General features: G+C 32.9%; 17 protein-coding genes and 1 other RNA gene. 8 read left to right on the top strand and 10 right to left on the bottom strand.

From position 1 onward, the window contains the following. Nucleotides 1-31: 31 nt before the first annotated feature. The 5 genes from GQ40_RS04130 to GQ40_RS04110 form a co-directional block, all read right to left on the bottom strand. The gene (locus tag GQ40_RS04130; RefSeq protein ID WP_047546008.1) at nt 32-652 is read right to left on the bottom strand and encodes a CatA-like O-acetyltransferase; all 621 of its coding nucleotides are present in this window, start codon (nt 650-652) and stop codon (nt 32-34) included. Next, nucleotides 652-1,356, bottom strand: a complete 705-nt coding sequence (locus GQ40_RS04125) for an HAD family hydrolase (RefSeq protein ID WP_047546005.1) — start codon at nt 1,354-1,356, stop codon at nt 652-654. Before GQ40_RS04125 ends, GQ40_RS04130 begins: the two co-directional genes overlap by 1 nt. 1 nt (nt 1,357) lies before the next feature. Beyond that, a complete protein-coding gene (gene kdsB / locus GQ40_RS04120; protein ID WP_047546003.1) occupies nt 1,358-2,086 on the bottom strand; it encodes a 3-deoxy-manno-octulosonate cytidylyltransferase in 729 nt (242 codons plus the stop codon). A gap of 46 nt (nt 2,087-2,132) precedes the next feature. Beyond that, the gene (locus GQ40_RS04115) at nt 2,133-2,699 is read right to left on the bottom strand and encodes a DUF4126 domain-containing protein (RefSeq protein ID WP_047551420.1); all 567 of its coding nucleotides are present in this window, start codon (nt 2,697-2,699) and stop codon (nt 2,133-2,135) included. Nucleotides 2,700-2,806: 107 nt separating this feature from the next. Then, nucleotides 2,807-4,231 carry an ATP-dependent RecD-like DNA helicase gene (locus GQ40_RS04110; protein ID WP_047546000.1) on the bottom strand — a complete coding sequence of 475 codons (1,425 nt, stop codon included), beginning with the start codon at nt 4,229-4,231 and terminating at the stop codon, nt 2,807-2,809. 204 nt (nt 4,232-4,435) lie between these two features. Between GQ40_RS04110 and GQ40_RS04105 the strand changes: the two genes are divergently transcribed. From GQ40_RS04105 to GQ40_RS04090, 4 genes are all read left to right on the top strand, one after another. Beyond that, nucleotides 4,436-5,173 (top strand): hypothetical protein, encoded by a 738-nt coding sequence (locus tag GQ40_RS04105; protein WP_052184143.1) that lies wholly within the window; start codon nt 4,436-4,438, stop codon nt 5,171-5,173. A 5-nt stretch (nt 5,174-5,178) separates the two neighbouring features. After that, on the top strand, nt 5,179-5,976 hold the full coding sequence (locus GQ40_RS04100) for a DUF3822 family protein (RefSeq protein ID WP_047545997.1): 798 nt from the start codon (nt 5,179-5,181) through the stop codon (nt 5,974-5,976). Then, a complete protein-coding gene (locus tag GQ40_RS04095; protein WP_047545996.1) occupies nt 5,976-6,509 on the top strand; it encodes an RsmD family RNA methyltransferase in 534 nt (177 codons plus the stop codon). The genes GQ40_RS04100 and GQ40_RS04095 overlap by 1 nt, the downstream gene beginning before the upstream one ends. Nucleotides 6,510-6,740: 231 nt before the next feature. Further along, the gene (locus GQ40_RS04090; protein WP_052184141.1) at nt 6,741-7,274 is read left to right on the top strand and encodes a nuclear transport factor 2 family protein; all 534 of its coding nucleotides are present in this window, start codon (nt 6,741-6,743) and stop codon (nt 7,272-7,274) included. Nucleotides 7,275-7,323: 49 nt separating this feature from the next. On the opposite strand, the gene rnpB is transcribed toward GQ40_RS04090, so the two are convergent. Continuing rightward, an RNA gene (rnpB, locus tag GQ40_RS17330) (RNase P RNA component class A) lies at nt 7,324-7,647 on the bottom strand. Between the two features lie 134 nt (nt 7,648-7,781). Between rnpB and dnaX the strand changes: the two genes are divergently transcribed. Genes dnaX through GQ40_RS04070 form a run of 4 tightly spaced genes read left to right on the top strand, consistent with a single transcriptional unit; the run spans nt 7,782 to nt 12,220 of the window. Next, nucleotides 7,782-9,524 (top strand): DNA polymerase III subunit gamma/tau, encoded by a 1,743-nt coding sequence (dnaX, locus tag GQ40_RS04085; RefSeq protein WP_047545995.1) that lies wholly within the window; start codon nt 7,782-7,784, stop codon nt 9,522-9,524. A gap of 9 nt (nt 9,525-9,533) precedes the next feature. Further along, entirely contained in the window at nt 9,534-10,097 is a 564-nt protein-coding gene (locus tag GQ40_RS04080) for a hypothetical protein (protein WP_047545994.1), read from the top strand. A 1-nt stretch (nt 10,098) separates the two neighbouring features. After that, the gene (locus GQ40_RS04075; RefSeq protein WP_047545993.1) at nt 10,099-10,680 is read left to right on the top strand and encodes a tRNA-(ms[2]io[6]A)-hydroxylase; all 582 of its coding nucleotides are present in this window, start codon (nt 10,099-10,101) and stop codon (nt 10,678-10,680) included. 34 nt (nt 10,681-10,714) lie between these two features. Next, nucleotides 10,715-12,220 (top strand): T9SS type A sorting domain-containing protein, encoded by a 1,506-nt coding sequence (locus tag GQ40_RS04070; RefSeq protein WP_047545992.1) that lies wholly within the window; start codon nt 10,715-10,717, stop codon nt 12,218-12,220. An 80-nt stretch (nt 12,221-12,300) separates the two neighbouring features. Here the strand turns inward: GQ40_RS04070 and GQ40_RS04065 are convergent, their stop codons facing one another. The 4 genes from GQ40_RS04065 to GQ40_RS17885 all read right to left on the bottom strand — a co-directional run bounded on the left by GQ40_RS04065 (nt 12,301) and on the right by GQ40_RS17885 (nt 16,437). Then, nucleotides 12,301-12,837 carry a porin family protein gene (locus GQ40_RS04065; protein WP_047545990.1) on the bottom strand — a complete coding sequence of 179 codons (537 nt, stop codon included), beginning with the start codon at nt 12,835-12,837 and terminating at the stop codon, nt 12,301-12,303. A gap of 157 nt (nt 12,838-12,994) precedes the next feature. After that, on the bottom strand, nt 12,995-13,900 hold the full coding sequence (locus tag GQ40_RS04060; RefSeq protein ID WP_047545989.1) for a Ppx/GppA phosphatase family protein: 906 nt from the start codon (nt 13,898-13,900) through the stop codon (nt 12,995-12,997). A gap of 1 nt (nt 13,901) precedes the next feature. Next, a complete protein-coding gene (gene ppk1, locus GQ40_RS04055; RefSeq protein WP_047545988.1) occupies nt 13,902-15,953 on the bottom strand; it encodes a polyphosphate kinase 1 in 2,052 nt (683 codons plus the stop codon). 169 nt (nt 15,954-16,122) lie between these two features. Continuing rightward, complete coding sequence (locus tag GQ40_RS17885; RefSeq protein ID WP_316931456.1) at nt 16,123-16,437, bottom strand: SixA phosphatase family protein; 315 nt, start codon at nt 16,435-16,437, stop codon at nt 16,123-16,125. Between the last annotated feature and the right edge of the window lie 219 nt (nt 16,438-16,656).

The raw sequence follows: 16,656 nt of genomic DNA, 5'->3' as shown, positions 1-16,656 counted from the left end.
AACAAAAATAAAAACATAGTTGGATTTATCTTTAATTATTTAAATAATGTTGAAATTTTTCAGAGAACAATCCTATGTGATAACCATCTAACAATGCGTGATTGACATTTATAGATACATTCATCATTAATTGTTCTTCTTTATTTTTTAAAACTTTACTAAATGCTAGTTTAGGAATTGAATCCATTTTTCCAGAAACCGGTTCTTTATGACCTGTAAAATTCACCCAAGGCATTGCAGAACAATGAATACATTGCAAATCATTACGCAATGGATACAATGCTCCCGTAGATTCTATTCTGTTTTTTTCTGAAATGATATGACTCAAAAACTGTTCTAAATTAGAGTCAAATTCTATATACGAAAACCCAAAGGTTTTGTTTGATCGCATTAAAGTGGCAGATGCGTTGATCATGTCGTATTTAATTACTTCATCTCCATCTATTCTAAGCTTAAATTCGTCAATTTCATTAATTGCTTTCATGCAATCGTGGAGGTATTTTCCGAAGAAAGAAACCTTTTTTACTTTTGAAAATTGATAAGCTTTAGTAACATCATAAGGAATTGTTACCGCAAAGTAAGGATCTTTTAATGTCTTAAAATGATGGTAATGCTGCTTTCGCTTCCAATTATTTATGTCGATAACTTCCACTAGTTTAATATCTTATTTAATTCTGACAAACTCGTTATCGTTTTGTATGCTTTATTTTTTGTCTCTTGTTCTGTCACTTGCTCATGCAACCAAGTGGTGTGAAACGGAATGTGAATGGCTTTTGCTCCAATATTCACTAATGGCAAGATATCTGACTTTAGAGAATTACCTATCATCAAAAACTCTGAAGGTTTTATATCTAAATGTTGCAATACCTTAGTATAGTTGGCTTCTTGCTTATCACTCATGACTTCAATGTGGTGAAAATAAGAGTTCAAATTAGATTTTTCCAGCTTTCGTTCTTGATCTAATAAGTCACCTTTTGTCAATACTATTAACTTATAATTTGGTGATAAAAACTTCAAGACATCTTCAATACCATCGAGTAATTCTACCGGTGCGTCTAGCATATACTTCCCAATGTTCAAAATTTTAGTAATGGTCTTGTTTGATACTTGATTATTTGAGATTTCTACTGCTAGCTCTACCATTGAAAGGACAAATCCTTTAATTCCGTAGCCATATAACGGGAGATTTTTAATTTCAGCCTTAAATAATTCTTGATCTATTTTATTTGCAGTTTCGTAAGGTGCCATTAATTTGGCGAATTCTAATTCTGCTTCCCTAAAATAGGTTTCATTTACCCAAAGTGTATCATCTGCATCAAAACCGATGACTTTAATATGTTGGTAGTTATGGCTCAATTTATTTCCAAAGTTTTTTTGCGCGTTCTAAATCTTCGGGAGTATCAATTTCTACCCCTTCAATTGTCGTTTCTACCATTTTTATTTTCTTGCCATATTCAAGATATCTGATGCATTCAATTTTTTCGGTCGCTTCAATAAATTGCATTGGGAGTTTATAAAAATCCAATAAGGCTTGTTTTCTAAAGGCATAAATACCTTTATGCTTAAAATAGCGAGCACCAGCTTCTTTATCTCTTGGAAAAGGAATTGGACTTCTAGAAAAATAAAGCGCAAAGTTATTTTGATCTACAATTACTTTTACGGTATTTGGATTATTGATTTCATCCCAATCATGTATTTCTACCATAAGAGATGCTAAATCAATCTCTTTATTATGATCATCCTGAAATGCTTTGAGCACTTTTTCTAAACTTTCGCGTTCTGTGAAAGGCTCGTCTCCTTGTACATTAACCACAATATCAACATCCAAATCCTCAACAGCTTCTGCAATACGGTCACTGCCAGACTGGTGTTCTTTTTTGCTCATAATGGCTTTTCCTCCATTTGAGGTAATCTCATTAAATATAATATCACTATCGGTCACCACATAAACATCATCAAATAATTGTGTTGCCACCGTTGCTTCATAAGTTCTTAAAATTACCGTCTTACCTTCTAAATCTTGCATAAGTTTAGCTGGGAAACGAGATGCACTGTATCGTGCAGGAATCATTGATATTATCTTCATTGGACCATTATTGGTGGTGAATCAAAAATAAAACTTTTAATATAATTTAGGTCTTACTTCTCTTAATCTTTTTATAAACTCTAAAAATGACATATAAAAGTATAAGTACAAAAATGAAGGCGAGCACTGGGATAAATAAGGATATGACAGACATCACTAAAGAACTTCCTGTTTCTAGGGTAGTAACCACAGGATTTGCCAGTCCGCCAGTCGCAGAGGTTGATGCTAATCTCGTTATTCCAGAACTTCCCGCAACAGCAGCTGCTGTACCTCCACCTGCAATGATTGCCAACGCCCAAGTTATAGCTGGACTTAAATCGGCAACCGTAGATACCATAACCGCTGTTCCTGCAATGGTTGCCAAAGGGATTGCTACTGTGTCCAGCAGGTTGTCTATATAAGGTATGTAATAACCAAATATTTCAACAACTGTTGCAACGCCTAAAGTTACGACTGCGGTTAAACTTCCTATCCATTGCCAAGACTCATTGAGTTCCCATAAATTAAAATAGGCTGCAAGACTTAATGCGAATAAAGGGACAAATACTCGAAATCCTACTGATGCGGATAAACCAATTCCTAAAAAAATACTAATTATGGTTTCTGTAGTCATATAGTATATTAATCTTTCTTCGGTCCCGATAGCTATCGGGATTAAAATTCTAATCATTGCAATTTACTGTGAGATTTTGATGTTTTCCAATTTCCGAAGTAAAAAATTTATTCCTCAAAAAACTCATCCTTAAAGCCAATAAGATACAATTTTTCTTTTGCTCTCGTTGCAGCAGTGTAGAGCCATCTCATGTAATCCTTATCGACTCCATTTGGCAAATAGGGTTGCTCCACAAAAATGGTATTCCACTGTCCACCCTGAGATTTGTGACATGTGATCGCATAAGAAAACTTGACCTGCAAGGCATTAAAATGTTTGTTGCCCTTAATCTTTAAGAATTTTTTATAATTGGACGTTTCGTCTTCATAATCCTTTTGGACTTCTTGATATAGGCGATTACTATCCTCATAGGTGAGTGAAGGTGTTTCGGCCTCAATAGTGTCCAAAAGCAATACGGTTTCAAAAGGTTGCATTTTTGGATAATCTACCATTTGGATTTTCACCTCTGCAAACCTGAAACCGTAAAGTGTAATGATCGAGAAAATTTCCAAAACCTGAATGATATCACCATTTGCGATAAAACCAGCTTCGGTTGTGGGCTTGATCCAAAAATAGTTATTCTTGACCACCATTAAAAAATCACCAACTGTAAGTTCGTTTTCATTAAAAAGAATACGGTTTCTAATTTGCTGGTTATACAAATTAGCACGTTTGTTACTTCTTACTATTATGGCAGTATCTTCGTGACCGTTTTCACTGTAAGAATCGTTTATGGCGTCCATCACCTCATGACCATCTATAAGCCTAACGATATCATCAAAACCATGAAGATTGAATTTAAAAGACTCAAAAAACTCGTTTTCGATTACTTCCCTCATTCGGGTTGCATTACTTAAAATACCAGATTCTTGATCTTGTCTTACCACTTCATCCAACTCGATGCTAATTACATTTTTATTGAAACTCAACTCTAAATTCCCCGAGTTTAAAGCTGGTGACAAATCTGATTTTACGGGAGGCAGCTGCGCTTTATCTCCAATGAGCAACAATTTACATTTATGACCAGAGTACACATAGCTCATTAGATCATCTAATAAGGACGAGCTGTCAAAACTTTTAGAATCTGAAGATGTATCTGGGATCATTGAAGCTTCATCGACAATAAATATGGTATTACGATGCTTATTGGGCTGTAACACAAATTTTACGCCTCCTCCTTTATCTTTCTTCGGAAAATAGATTTTCTTGTGAATCGTAAAAGCTTCCTTTTTAGAATAATTAGAAATTACCTTTGCTGCTCTACCCGTTGGAGCTAATAAAACTGCACTCTTTTTAGTTTCCCAGAGATTAGAAACCAATGTACCAATAATACTGGTTTTACCTGTACCTGCAAAACCCTTTAATAAGTATAATGTGTTAGGCGCCTCATCAAAAACAAAATTTGACAATTGCTCTAAAGCAATTTTTTGTTTGAGTGTTGGTGTGAAAGGAAACTTGGTAATTAGTAGTTTATAAAAATTTGATGGAATCATCTAAAGAATTGATATGCAATTAATACGCAAGATAAGGTTTAATAAGGAATTGTTTTTATGGATTAACAAAACAAATTTTCTTATTTAATATCAAAGTAATTTTATATCTTTCACCTTTGATTGATTTTTTTATACAATGTTTTAACCATTGAAAAAAAATTGTAGATTTGTGTAAATCCTTAACAAAATAAAAAAACACTAACTATGTTAACAGTAATTCTTATAGTTGTTGGCCTTATATTCCTAACAATTGGTATCGTTTGGCTAATCGATAAATTTGTGCCTAAAAGTTTCAAACCGGTTCTTAATATACTGCTTTGGGGTATCATATTAGTTCTAGGTTATTTCACATTCATGTCTGTTTATGGTGAAATCAAATTTAATAAACTTAAAGATGAGCGTTACAGAAAAGTAATTGTTAAGCTTAAAGATATTAGAGATGCAGAGTTGGCCCATAAATCTGTTAAGGGTCAATTTACTAGTGATTATAATAAATTGGTCAACTTTATTGAAACTGCTAAATTCACAATTACACAACGTAGAGATACTACGGTAATTGATGAGGAGTTGACAAAACGATTTGGTGGAGTAGAAATGACAAAATCAATGGTATTAATTGATACTTTAGGTTATGTCTCTGTAAAAGATTCCTTATTTGGTGCAGATACACGTTACAAAACGATGATGGAACTTCCAGAAGGTATTGGGAAACCAGGTGACAAAATTAATTTAGATGCTGGAGTTTTACCAGAGTCTAATATTCCAATTTTTGCTGCATGGGTAGATAAAGATGTTATCTTATATGATCAAAATGCTAATTTAGTAGGTAAAGAAAAAGAAGTAATGTCTGTAGATGGCGTTAGAGGTCCTAAATTACAAGTAGGTTCTATGGAAGAAGCAGATACAAAAGGTAACTGGCCTAAAAACTTAAGTAAAGAATAAAAAAATTGAAACAAAATAGTATTAAAGCATTGTCCATTCAAATTCGTTTGAGTGGACTTTCTTTTTGTATTCTAAACCGCACCAATAACTCTATCGAAATTATTGAACATATCGATTTGGACAAAAAAGCAACTCCCTACGAATTACTCAATGAATTAAAGCTGTTAATAGAATCTAAATCTGAATTTAATCAAGAATTTGATTCTGTGCTTTGTATCTATCAAAATGAGCTGTCTTGCCTTGTTCCGAAGGAATTATTTGATGAAAATAATATGGCAGATTATTTAAAGTTCAACGCTAAGATTTTGAAGACAGATTTCATAAATTATGATAATTTGCCAGTTAATGACAGCGTAAATATTTATGTGCCCTTAATCAACATCAATAATTATATTTTTGAAACCTTTGGAAGTTTTGATTATAAACACGCATCAACAATTTTAATAGAAAGCTTATTACAAAGAACTTACGAAGATGCAACAAGTAAAGTGTTTATCAACGTAAATACTACCACTTTTGAGATAGTGGTTATTAAAAATAAAGAATTAGAATTTTACAATACATTTGATTATACAACGAAAGAAGATTTTATCTACTATATATTATTTACTATCGAGCAATTAAAATTAAATCCTGAAATTGTAAAAACTTATCTTATGGGTCAAATTAATGAAGACGACCAATTTTTTAAAATTCTCTATAGATATATAAGGTTTGTAGAATTTTTGAAATCAGATCACAGATATGCAACTACAAACAATCAAGATCATAATAATTTTGTACTCATAAACAGTTTTAGCTAATGCGAATTATATCTGGATTATATAAAGGAAGACGAATTACTGCTCCAAAAAAATTACCTGTGAGACCTACAACCGATATGGCAAAGGAGTCTCTTTTCAATATTTTGAATAATCAATATTACTTTGATGATATTTCGGTATTGGACCTTTTTTCTGGAACAGGAAATATAAGCTATGAGTTCGCTTCTCGCGGAACAGAACAAATAACAGCAGTTGATGAAAATTTTGGATGCATTAAATTTATCAACGAAACTGCCGAAAGTTTCGAAATGCAAATTTCAGCAATAAAAAGCGATGTTTTTAAATACCTCGAGCGTTCACAGCAGCAACATACGATTATCTTTGCAGATCCTCCTTATGAATTTCCTACGGAAGAATTTGCTAAAATTCCGCAGTTAGTATTTCAGAATAAATTATTGGAAACCGATGGAGTCTTAATCGTAGAACATTCAAAACACACCGATTTATCTCATCTTGAACACTACTCCAACTCGAGAAATTATGGAGGCAATATGTTTAGCTTTTTCAAGTAAATCTACCTGATTTTAAATCTCAGTAAAACTCCTCTATTTTAGGTTCTGGTTAACCACTTAATTTGTAGTATAAATCCCAATTAGATTTTTAAATAACTTAAAGGTCTGCCATTTAGGGTAAAACATTTTCAAAATTAAAGTAGTCCCTCGATTTACAGCAATTATCTAATCTATGCTATGGTTAATATTTGGCAATACATGCAAACAATATATTAACTTAAATCAATTATTATGAAAACTTTAAAAAGCACGCTATTTGCAGCAATCATTTTGCTGCTAGTATTACCAATGCAAATCAATGCTCAAGATAATGAGCCCAAAATCACTTTAGATTTTGAAAATGCTAAAACCGCCCATCAGGTCTTACGGGATTATACAAAAGCATTACAAAATGGAGATGTAGATAAAATGAATGCCCAATTGCACGAAAAGGCTATGATATACGGTCTTGGTGGAGCATTAGACTCTTTAAATATTACACAACACAAAGATTACTTCAAACAAAGTACAGATCAATACACACACTCCATTACTTCCGATTTATATTTACCAGTAAAGGTTGAAAATAACTGGAACGAAGGCGAATGGCTCCTATCTTGGGGAACAAATACTGTTACCGATAAAAAGACCAAAAAAGAAATGATAATACCTTATCACAGCGCATCTTTAATTGAAAATGGGAAAATTGTATTTATGCGTTATTACTATGATATGCTAAATATTGCTACCTCACAAGGTTTTACATTAGCACCACCAAAACAGTAAATTCATTTTTACTAAATAAAAAACCCTTTACAAATTTGTAAAGGGTTTTTAATTAAGCAAATCTATAAGCCGAATCCTGTATTTTGAGTTGATAAATCAAATCAAAACCCTTATCATTTATCTGCGTTTACTGTTACCAGCAAACTTTAGCTGCCTACCCTCTAGCATCGCGCGTGCACGCTCAAGCACTAGTTTACATGACATTGCACCACATAGAGTTTACCTGGTTTCACTACAGCATGACCTGTACATACTTTCTGTTGCACTTTTCCTCACCTTACGATGGATGGCTGTTAGCCACTATGATTGCACTATGGTGTTCGGACTTTCCTCCATCTCGATAAATCGAAACAGCGATAAGGCGATTTGCTGGTGGCAAAAGTACAATTAATTGTTAATAACTCCTTTTAAATGTTAGCTTCATAATTCCTATTTTTATACTGAATTTTTAACTTTGTTATTCCTTCAGAAAGTATCCTAAAAGATGCTTAAAAACGTAAAGTAAAATTGGAACATTTTGTTGTATCAGCTCGTAAATACAGACCCGAGACATTTAAGGATGTTGTTGGGCAACAAGCTATTACCAATACGTTACTCAATGCAATAGAAAACAACCATTTAGCCCAGGCGCTTTTATTTACCGGTCCAAGAGGAGTTGGTAAAACCACATGCGCACGTATTTTGGCAAAAATGATCAATAGCGATGGCAATGAAACCGAAGATGAAGATTTTGCCTTCAATATTTTTGAGTTGGATGCAGCATCAAACAACTCGGTTGACGATATAAGAAATTTGACCGATCAAGTTCGTATTCCACCGCAAGTTGGCAAATACAAGGTTTATATTATTGATGAGGTACACATGCTCTCTCAAGCAGCGTTTAATGCGTTTTTAAAAACGTTAGAGGAACCACCAAAACATTGTATTTTTATTCTAGCAACTACCGAAAAGCACAAAATCATACCAACCATTTTATCACGTTGCCAGATTTTTGATTTTAAGCGAATTACCGTCAAGGATGCCAAAGAGTATTTAAAATACATTGCCAAAGAACAAGGTATCAATGCAGAGGATGATGCCTTACATATCATCGCTCAAAAGGCAGATGGAGCCATGCGTGACGCGCTTTCTATATTTGATCGGGTGGTTAGTTTCTCTGGAAAAGAGCTGACTAGACAAGCGGTTACAGAGAATTTAAATGTACTGGATTACGAGACTTATTTTACAAGTACAGACTTAATTTTGGAAAATAAAATTCCAGAATTATTAGTACAGTTCAATACAACCTTATCAAAAGGATTTGATGGTCACCACTACATCGCAGGTCTTGCCTCCCATTTTAGGGACTTACTCGTCTGTCAAAATGAAAAAACCATAGAGTTACTAGAAGTTGGTGATGACACCAAAGTCAAATACTTAGAACAATCCAAGAAAGCATCTCACACATTTCTTATAAAAGGCATCGAGTTTGCAAATGATTGCGATTTAAAGTACAAAGGCAGTAAAAACCAGCGACTTCTGGTTGAACTTTGTCTTATGCAGCTTGCCTCTATCACTTTTGATGGAGAAAAAAAAAATAGCAAATATTACATAATTCCGCCATCGTACTTTAAAGCTAAGGGAATTACCCCTATTCCTGTTTCAATAGATACAAAGCAAAAAACCGAAGAAATAAATACTACTTCTAAGGAGAAAAATGTTGAGCTAAGTACTTCTTCTTCGGAAGAAAAAACAAAACAAAAACCTTCTTTTGCTAAAGAGCCTCAACCCGTTATTGATCTTAAGAAAGACCAACGTACCTCTGGATTATCTTTAAAGAGTATTAGGGCAAAAAAAGAACATCAAATAAGACAAATGGAAGTGGTTATTGATGTTGATGATTTACCTACCGAAGAATTCACAGAAGAACAATTTTACGAATTATGGAATGATTATATAAATAAGCTCCATAAAAAAGGGGAAAAAATAATGGCATCAATTCTAGAAATGGATAAGCCTAAATTAAAAGGAACAGATATATTACTTTCCTATCCCAACGAAACTTTAAAAATTGAATTGGAAAGAGCGCAATATCCATTAATGGAATTTTTAAAGAAATCCCTTCAAAATTTTGACTTGAAATTAGTGATTACCGTTAATGAAGAAATCACTAAAAAGTTTGCCTTTACTGCTCAAGACAAGTACGAAAAACTTAAAGAGAAAAACCCAAACATTGACTTATTGAGACGCACATTTGGATTGGATATTTAAATTATAATTATGAAAAAACTAGCTCTTTTTATTCCTGTGATTTTGTTGTTAATAGTGTCTTCTTGCGATAGCAGGAAAAGTAAGATTGACCGATTAAAAAACTCGGTTTCAGAGTTTAACAATAACCAGAAGTCAATAGACTTAATTGATTACTATCCAAAAGATTATACTGAAATAAAAACAGACTCCATAATTTCTAACACTTTTAAGGTTAGCGTTAAAAATTTCACTTTAAAAGATCAAGGCATTGTATTAAATCAATCTATTAAAAATTTAAATAGAACCTCAAAAGTTCACCGTGTATTTGTATCTAATATTGTTGTTTCTGTAGAAGAGAAAATTATTTATGACAGGCAGATTTCCGTAGAAAAAATTAGGGATTTAAAATCTTCCGAATTTTGGAATAATGCGACTTTAGAGCATGTATGGGTCAACCAGGAACAATCAAATAGTGAGTATTTATCCTTAGGTGTTTCGGTAATAAATCCGACAAATAAGGCATTCAGATTATACGAACTTCTTATTGATAGATTGGGTAACGAACGTTTATTATTAATTGAAGATCATAGTTAGCATGTTAGGATTAAAATTACCAACAGATCCACGCTGGGTCAATATCGTAGAAAAAAATATAGAGGATATTCTAACAGATCACGCGTATTGTGAACAAAAGGCGACGAGTACTGCCATTTCCTTAATTGTTAGCTTTCCGGAATATACCGAGTTAGTCACCGAAATGACTGCGCTCGTTAAAGAGGAAATTAGCCATTTTAAAATGGTACATGATAAGATCATTGCCAATGGTTGGGTTTTGGGTAGAGATCGTAAGGATGATTATGTGATTCAATTGCTCAAGTTCTTCCCAAAAGGTGGTAGTAGAACGACGCAATTAGTACATCGGTTGCTTTATGCAGCTTTAATTGAGGCGAGAAGCTGTGAGCGCTTTAGATTACTTTCCGAAGAATTAAAAGATAAGGAACTCGCTGAGTTTTACAGAAAATTAATGGTTAGTGAAGCTAATCACTACACTATGTTTTTAGGTTTTGCCAGACAATATGGCGATCGCAAGGAAGTGGATGAAAAATGGCAACAACTCTTAGACTATGAGGCAGATATCATGAAAAGTTTGAGTAAGAGTGAGACAATACATGGGTGATTTTTTATATATTAGGTGAAAATACAATCTGCTTATGAAAAATTTTTACATACTACTTACATTTTTGGTTTCTTTTAATTTAGTCTCTGCGCAAGATGAAATGTTGTTAGGAGAATGGTTTTTACAATCTATAACTACCAATGGCGTACAACATGATAATTACTTTGGCGAAGTTCCATTAAATTTCACAGAGACTAATCCACTTCCTGAAAATGAGTCTATTTTCACTTTTGAAGGTGGTTTATGTAGCCCATATTTAGGGAGCTATTCTGCATCAGGTAGTGCGCTAACTATCTATGACTTAAATGAATTGGCTACTTGCGATTTTAGTACCGCTCACGGTAAGTATTGGGATAAATATAGAGACATTTTCTCTACAGATCTTACCTATCAGGATTTAACTTATACTATAACTGGTGAAGGCTTGGATCAAATTTTGACGCTATTTAGCAACAATGGAGATTTTATTGTTTATGGCAAACAAATTCCAACAGAAACCATTTTTCAAACTTGGTATTCTTTCAGTACAGAAAAAGCCGATGGCATTTTTTACCCATCTCCTTTAGAGCCTACAACATTTGAGATATCGCCAACAAACTATGATGTGGTTTCTGGTTTAGTTGCCAATGGTTCTGGTGGCTGTAATGACTTTAATGCATATCACAATATTTATTCGTCTAACGAGAATGAATTTGATATTTCTATATTTGATCAAACCCTGTTAAACTGTGATGATAATTTTTATGAACCCACCTATTTTTCTGTTCTCAGTAATGAAACAAATAACACTTTTAGTTACGAACTTCAAGATGATGGTAATACCCTTATTTTAACTAATCAAATTGGAGAAGTACTAACATTTGGAGAACAAGCTCCACCACCAGGTATTATTAATAATTGGTTTTTATATTATGTCATAGTTGATGGTAATCAAACAAATAGACCAGAGGGGACTTTGCCAATAATTGAATTTACTACTGTTCCTGATGGCGAAGGTTTTTATTTTGGAGGTATTGTTGCATGTACAGGTTATGGCGGAAGCTATAATTTTAACCCTCAACAAACTTTTGATGCTGTTTATTTCAACACGACTTTAGGGGACCCTTGTGATACAAACGAAGAAAACACATTTGAAGATTTGTATTTTTATTCTGTTTTAGATAATCCTGACGATAATTCTACAGAATTAGACTATGAAATCATTGGAACTGGCGATGATGCTACCTTAATAGTCACTAATGTCTCCAACGGAAATCAGGCTTTTTATGGCAGACAAGCATTATCAACAGATGAAAATGATTTTAATTCATCAAAATTACAATTGATCAAAAACCCTGTTACAAACCATTTAGAGCTTTTAGTCAATCAAAATGTACTAGGTTCCAATTACGAGATTTTCTCAATGACTGGACAACGCGTTTCTAATGGTTTATTAAACTCCAATTCAATAAATGTGAATCAATTACAGTCTGGATTATACTTTTTAAAAGTATCTTCGGAAAACAATGTTTATGAAACAGTAAAATTTATAAAGGAATAATCTTTCCGAAGAAAAAAATAGACAAAAAAAAGCTTCAGTACATTACTGAAGCTTTTTTAATTTTATAAATGTTTCTTTATTTAGATTCTAATTCCAAATCCAAATTGGAATGTCGTGTTTTGTGCTTCCAAATCGGTTAAATCCTCATCAAGAATATTGCTTAAACCGTAGTGCACTCTTGCGTCAACGAACAGCTCATCTGTAATCATATATTCGATACCTCCAACTCCAGAGAATGTAAATGTTGCAAAACCATCACGATCCTCCCAAGTCTTTAAACTCGCCATTGGGCCAACGCCTATCGTAAATTTATCACCTAATCCAATACGCGCCATGATTGGCATTTGAATATAATCTGCTCTTAACTCGTCTGACTTTCCGCCTTCAGCAGAATATTGTATTTCCAGTTGAATGGAAAAATTATCTGAAATTCCGTAGTCAACGAAGCCTCCAAAGGCAAATCCGTTTCTGTGTTGGTTATCAAAAGTCGCATCTGGCTCAAAGTCTAGATTAGAGATATTCAATCCGCATCTAACACCGTAACTTACTTCCTGTGAAAAGGATAAAGTCGTTACTGAGATAAATAAAACTGTAAGTAAAAATGATTTTATTTTCATGGTATTTTAAATTAGGTTTATCATTTTAAAGTGATTAACCTCAAAGTTGTGCTAGCTTTTAGCAAAGATTTGAGAGTGTAAATATATGATGAAATTTAAAACTAAAAAACTATAATTGGTTTTGAGTCACTAAATTATTCAGAAGAAACAAAAAAAATCAAAGCGCTACACTAGATACAGTTTTAAAATAAACGCTCTTGATAATACCATCTGCAAGACCGATTTTTGGGACGTAAATATCTTTTGCCCCACTCCATTTCATCGCAGATAAATAAATTCTCGTTGCAGGTATAATCACATCTGCCCTATCCTGGTTGAGCTCCAGTTCTGTTATACGCTCCTCGTAAGAATATGTTTGAAGTTTATTATAATAGGATGTTAGGTAGAAGTAAGTTAATGGCTTACCTAACATTTTACCAGAAATCTTGAAAATCTTATTAATGTTGCCACCCGAGCCTATTAAATCGACTACGTCGTAACCTTTTGTATTTGCTTTGATCCAATTTTCCAGCTCTATCCAATCTTCTTTCTTTACAATATCGTTAAGCAATCTTACAGTTCCTATCTTAAAGGATTTTGATGCAACGGTATTTCCCAAATGTATTACAGAAAATTCAGTACTACCACCTCCTACATCAACGTATAAATACGTTTTGTCCTCTTTTATGTACGAGTGTAAATCTGTAGCAGCGATTATAGCTGCTTCTTCTTCACCTCCAATGATATCAATATTAATTTTGGCTGTTTTTTTAATAAGTTTTGCCACCTCGCTCCCGTTATTTGCTTCACGCATTGCAGATGTTGCGCAAGCTTTATAGGCCACAACCTTATGGGATTTCATCAATAATTTAAACGCAATCATGGTGTCGAGCATGCGTTTTTTATTTTCTTCGGAAATTTCTCCGTTTAAAAACACATCAGACCCTAACCTGATAGGCACACGAACCAAAGATGTTTTTTTAAACTTTACGGGTCGGTCCTTTTGTTCAATAATACTAGAAATTAAAAGCCTTACTGCGTTAGAACCAATATCTATTGCAGCATATTTTTTGATGGTTAACATATTATGAATTCAGTTTTTCTTTAAAATAATCATAAAGCGCAAATTGAGCTCTTACTTTAGGTTTATTGTTTTTTCTATAGTCATTACTTTGTTCACTATCAATAATTCTAGCTTTGACATTATCTTTCCAACAGATATCAAAAACTTCAAGTAAATCTGTTTTTATGTCTTCTTGATAAATTGGGCAACTCACTTCCACTCTATTTTCAATATTCCTGGACATCCAATCTGCTGAAGAAATGTAAACCTTAGGATCATTATTATTGCAAAATACATATAATCGCGTGTGCTCTAAAAATTTGTCTACAATACTTATGACCTCTATGTTTTCGCTCATTCCCTTAACCCCAGGAATCAAACAACAAATACCTCTAACAATCATCTGGATTTTTACTCCTGCTCTACTAGCTTCATAAAGTTTATCGATCATCTTATAACTTGAAATACTGTTGAGCTTCAGTTTGATGAAAGCTGGTTTTCCTTTTTTTACATTTTCAATTTCAGTATCTACAAGAGCAAACAATTTTGATTTTGTATAATGTGGAGAGGTTATAATATGTTTGTAACGATATATTTTATAATTGATATCAAAGAAGCTAAATACTTTGTTGACGTCTTTTAATATTTTTTGATCTGAAGTAAATAATGTGAAATCTGTATAAACCTTTGCTGTAGATTCATTAAAATTACCAGTACTTATAAAACCATATTTTTTGAGAACATTAGTTTCTTCTCGTTCGATAACACAAATTTTACTATGAACTTTTAATCCTGCAACGCCAAATAAAAGATTCACACCTTCATCTTGCATTTGCTCTGCATAATCAATATTTGCCTGCTCGTCAAAACGTGCTCTCAATTCTATAACAACCGTAACTTTTTTACCGTTTTTAGCTGCGTTTATAAGTGAACTGGCGATGTGTGATATTTGAGCGAGTCTATAGATTGTAATTTTTATAGATCTTACTTGAGGATCAAGTGCTGCTTCCCTTAAAAATTTTACAACATAAGAAAATGTCTGATAAGGCGTATGAAGGAGATAGTCCTTTTTTGCTATAGACGTAAAAATACTGTTCTGGATACTAAGATCTTTAACCTGTAAAGGCTTGATTTTTTTATAAAGCAAATCTGTTCTACCAAGACTTGGAAAATCCATATAATCACGTCTATTATGGTAACGACCTCCAGGTATAACACTATCTGTAGATTCTATTCCCATTTTAGACATAAGATAAGATAACGTTTCTTTATCAATGGTTTGATCGTAAACAAATCTCACTGGATCGCCAATTTGACGGTCTTTTACACTGTCAGATATTTTTTCAATAAAACTTTTACTTAAATCACTATCAAAATCCAACTCACCATCTCTTGTGATTTTGATCATATTAGACGTTATGTTTTTATAACTAAAAATATTAAAGATATCATCTAAGCAGTACCTCAATAAATCATCAAGAATCATAATATAACTCTTTCCACCGACCGATGGAAGCTCAATAAAGCGATCCATAGATTTAGGAATTTCCAGAAGTGCATATTGTTTATTTCCGCTGGTAAGCTCCATTTTAACTGCTAAATAGGCAGATATATCCTTCAAAACAGGGAGCTCTAAAGAATCATTTAAAATTATGGTCACTAAAGCTGGACTTACCTGCTGGATAAAGTAATTTTTTATAAATACGTGATGCACTTCCTCAACACAAGATTCATCAATAATATAAATGTCTTCTTTTTCCAACTTTTTTTGGATGTTGCTTAATATATCCAAACTTTGACTTTGATGCTTAATCACAACTTGGGTGATGATGTCTAAAAGTTCTGAAGCCTTTATGCCCAACTCACTTTTTCCTCCTTTGCCAGCATCATCAATTCGTTTGATAGTAGCATAGCGTACTTTAAAAAACTCGTCAAGATTATTAGAGAATATCCCTAAAAACCTAAAACGTTCAATTAAAGGGACGCTTTCATCTGCTGCTTCTTGTAAAACACGTTCATTGAATTGTAACCAGCTTAACTCTCTATTTATGTAGCTATTTTTATCTTTTGTCATTATTTTAAATCTCTTGGAAATATTGAAAATCTTGTCACTCCTTTTTTGATATTTTCCCATGAATCTATATCAAAGTCTATCACAACCAATCCACTTGTTGGCAGATTATCAATAAAATTATTGCCAAATATATTGCAAATAGATGTGAAAGCATGATTATGTCCAAAAATCATAATAACTTGATTTTTTTATCTATAGTTTTAATAAAATTAATTACAGACTCTCCTCCAAAATCATACAACTCCTCTTCAATTTTTAAGGTGTTTTCATTTAAATTTAGAACTTTACTAAAAATCCTACACGTGGTTAATGCTCTATTTGCAGGACTTGAGAATACAAAATCTGGTGTTATTGATTTTTGCTGAAATCTCTTAGACACCAACTTGGCATCGCTTTTCCCCCTTTTTTTTAATGGTCTTTTTTTATCGCTCACATCATATTCCCATGATGATTTTGCATGCCTAACTAATATAAGTGTCTTCATATCATATCCGATTAAATGCATTTTTTATCGATAAAATGTTGCATAATTCCGTTTTAACGAGTATTTTGCGCCCTTTATCATTTATATTTGATAAATGCATTAGTAATGAGTTTTTTTGTTCACATTAAATATAATATTTATGACCCCAAATCAAAAATATATTAATAAATCCAATACGTTGGTATTCAATACCAATACACTTCCCTCAGAATATTTTTT

Source organism: Psychroserpens sp. Hel_I_66, assembly GCF_000799465.1.
In the GTDB taxonomy this organism is placed as follows: Bacteria; Bacteroidota; Bacteroidia; order Flavobacteriales; family Flavobacteriaceae; genus Psychroserpens.
This window is presented reverse-complemented; position numbering and strand designations above follow the sequence as displayed.

What these genes read in the sequence shown, in the direction of transcription:
- GQ40_RS04105 (WP_052184143.1), top strand. Translation starts at nt 4,436, where the DNA reads ATGTTAACAGTAATTCTTATAGTTGTTGGCCTTATATTCCTAACAATT.
- GQ40_RS17885 (WP_316931456.1), bottom strand. Translation starts at nt 16,437, where the DNA reads ATGAAGACACTTATATTAGTTAGGCATGCAAAATCATCATGGGAATAT.
- kdsB (WP_047546003.1), bottom strand. Translation starts at nt 2,086, where the DNA reads ATGAAGATAATATCAATGATTCCTGCACGATACAGTGCATCTCGTTTC.
- GQ40_RS04095 (WP_047545996.1), top strand. Translation starts at nt 5,976, where the DNA reads ATGCGAATTATATCTGGATTATATAAAGGAAGACGAATTACTGCTCCA.
- GQ40_RS04115 (WP_047551420.1), bottom strand. Translation starts at nt 2,699, where the DNA reads ATGACTACAGAAACCATAATTAGTATTTTTTTAGGAATTGGTTTATCC.
- GQ40_RS04080 (WP_047545994.1), top strand. Translation starts at nt 9,534, where the DNA reads ATGAAAAAACTAGCTCTTTTTATTCCTGTGATTTTGTTGTTAATAGTG.
- ppk1 (WP_047545988.1), bottom strand. Translation starts at nt 15,953, where the DNA reads ATGACAAAAGATAAAAATAGCTACATAAATAGAGAGTTAAGCTGGTTA.
- GQ40_RS04065 (WP_047545990.1), bottom strand. Translation starts at nt 12,837, where the DNA reads ATGAAAATAAAATCATTTTTACTTACAGTTTTATTTATCTCAGTAACG.
- GQ40_RS04090 (WP_052184141.1), top strand. Translation starts at nt 6,741, where the DNA reads ATGAAAACTTTAAAAAGCACGCTATTTGCAGCAATCATTTTGCTGCTA.
- GQ40_RS04110 (WP_047546000.1), bottom strand. Translation starts at nt 4,231, where the DNA reads ATGATTCCATCAAATTTTTATAAACTACTAATTACCAAGTTTCCTTTC.
- GQ40_RS04075 (WP_047545993.1), top strand. Translation starts at nt 10,099, where the DNA reads ATGTTAGGATTAAAATTACCAACAGATCCACGCTGGGTCAATATCGTA.
- GQ40_RS04060 (WP_047545989.1), bottom strand. Translation starts at nt 13,900, where the DNA reads ATGTTAACCATCAAAAAATATGCTGCAATAGATATTGGTTCTAACGCA.
- GQ40_RS04070 (WP_047545992.1), top strand. Translation starts at nt 10,715, where the DNA reads ATGAAAAATTTTTACATACTACTTACATTTTTGGTTTCTTTTAATTTA.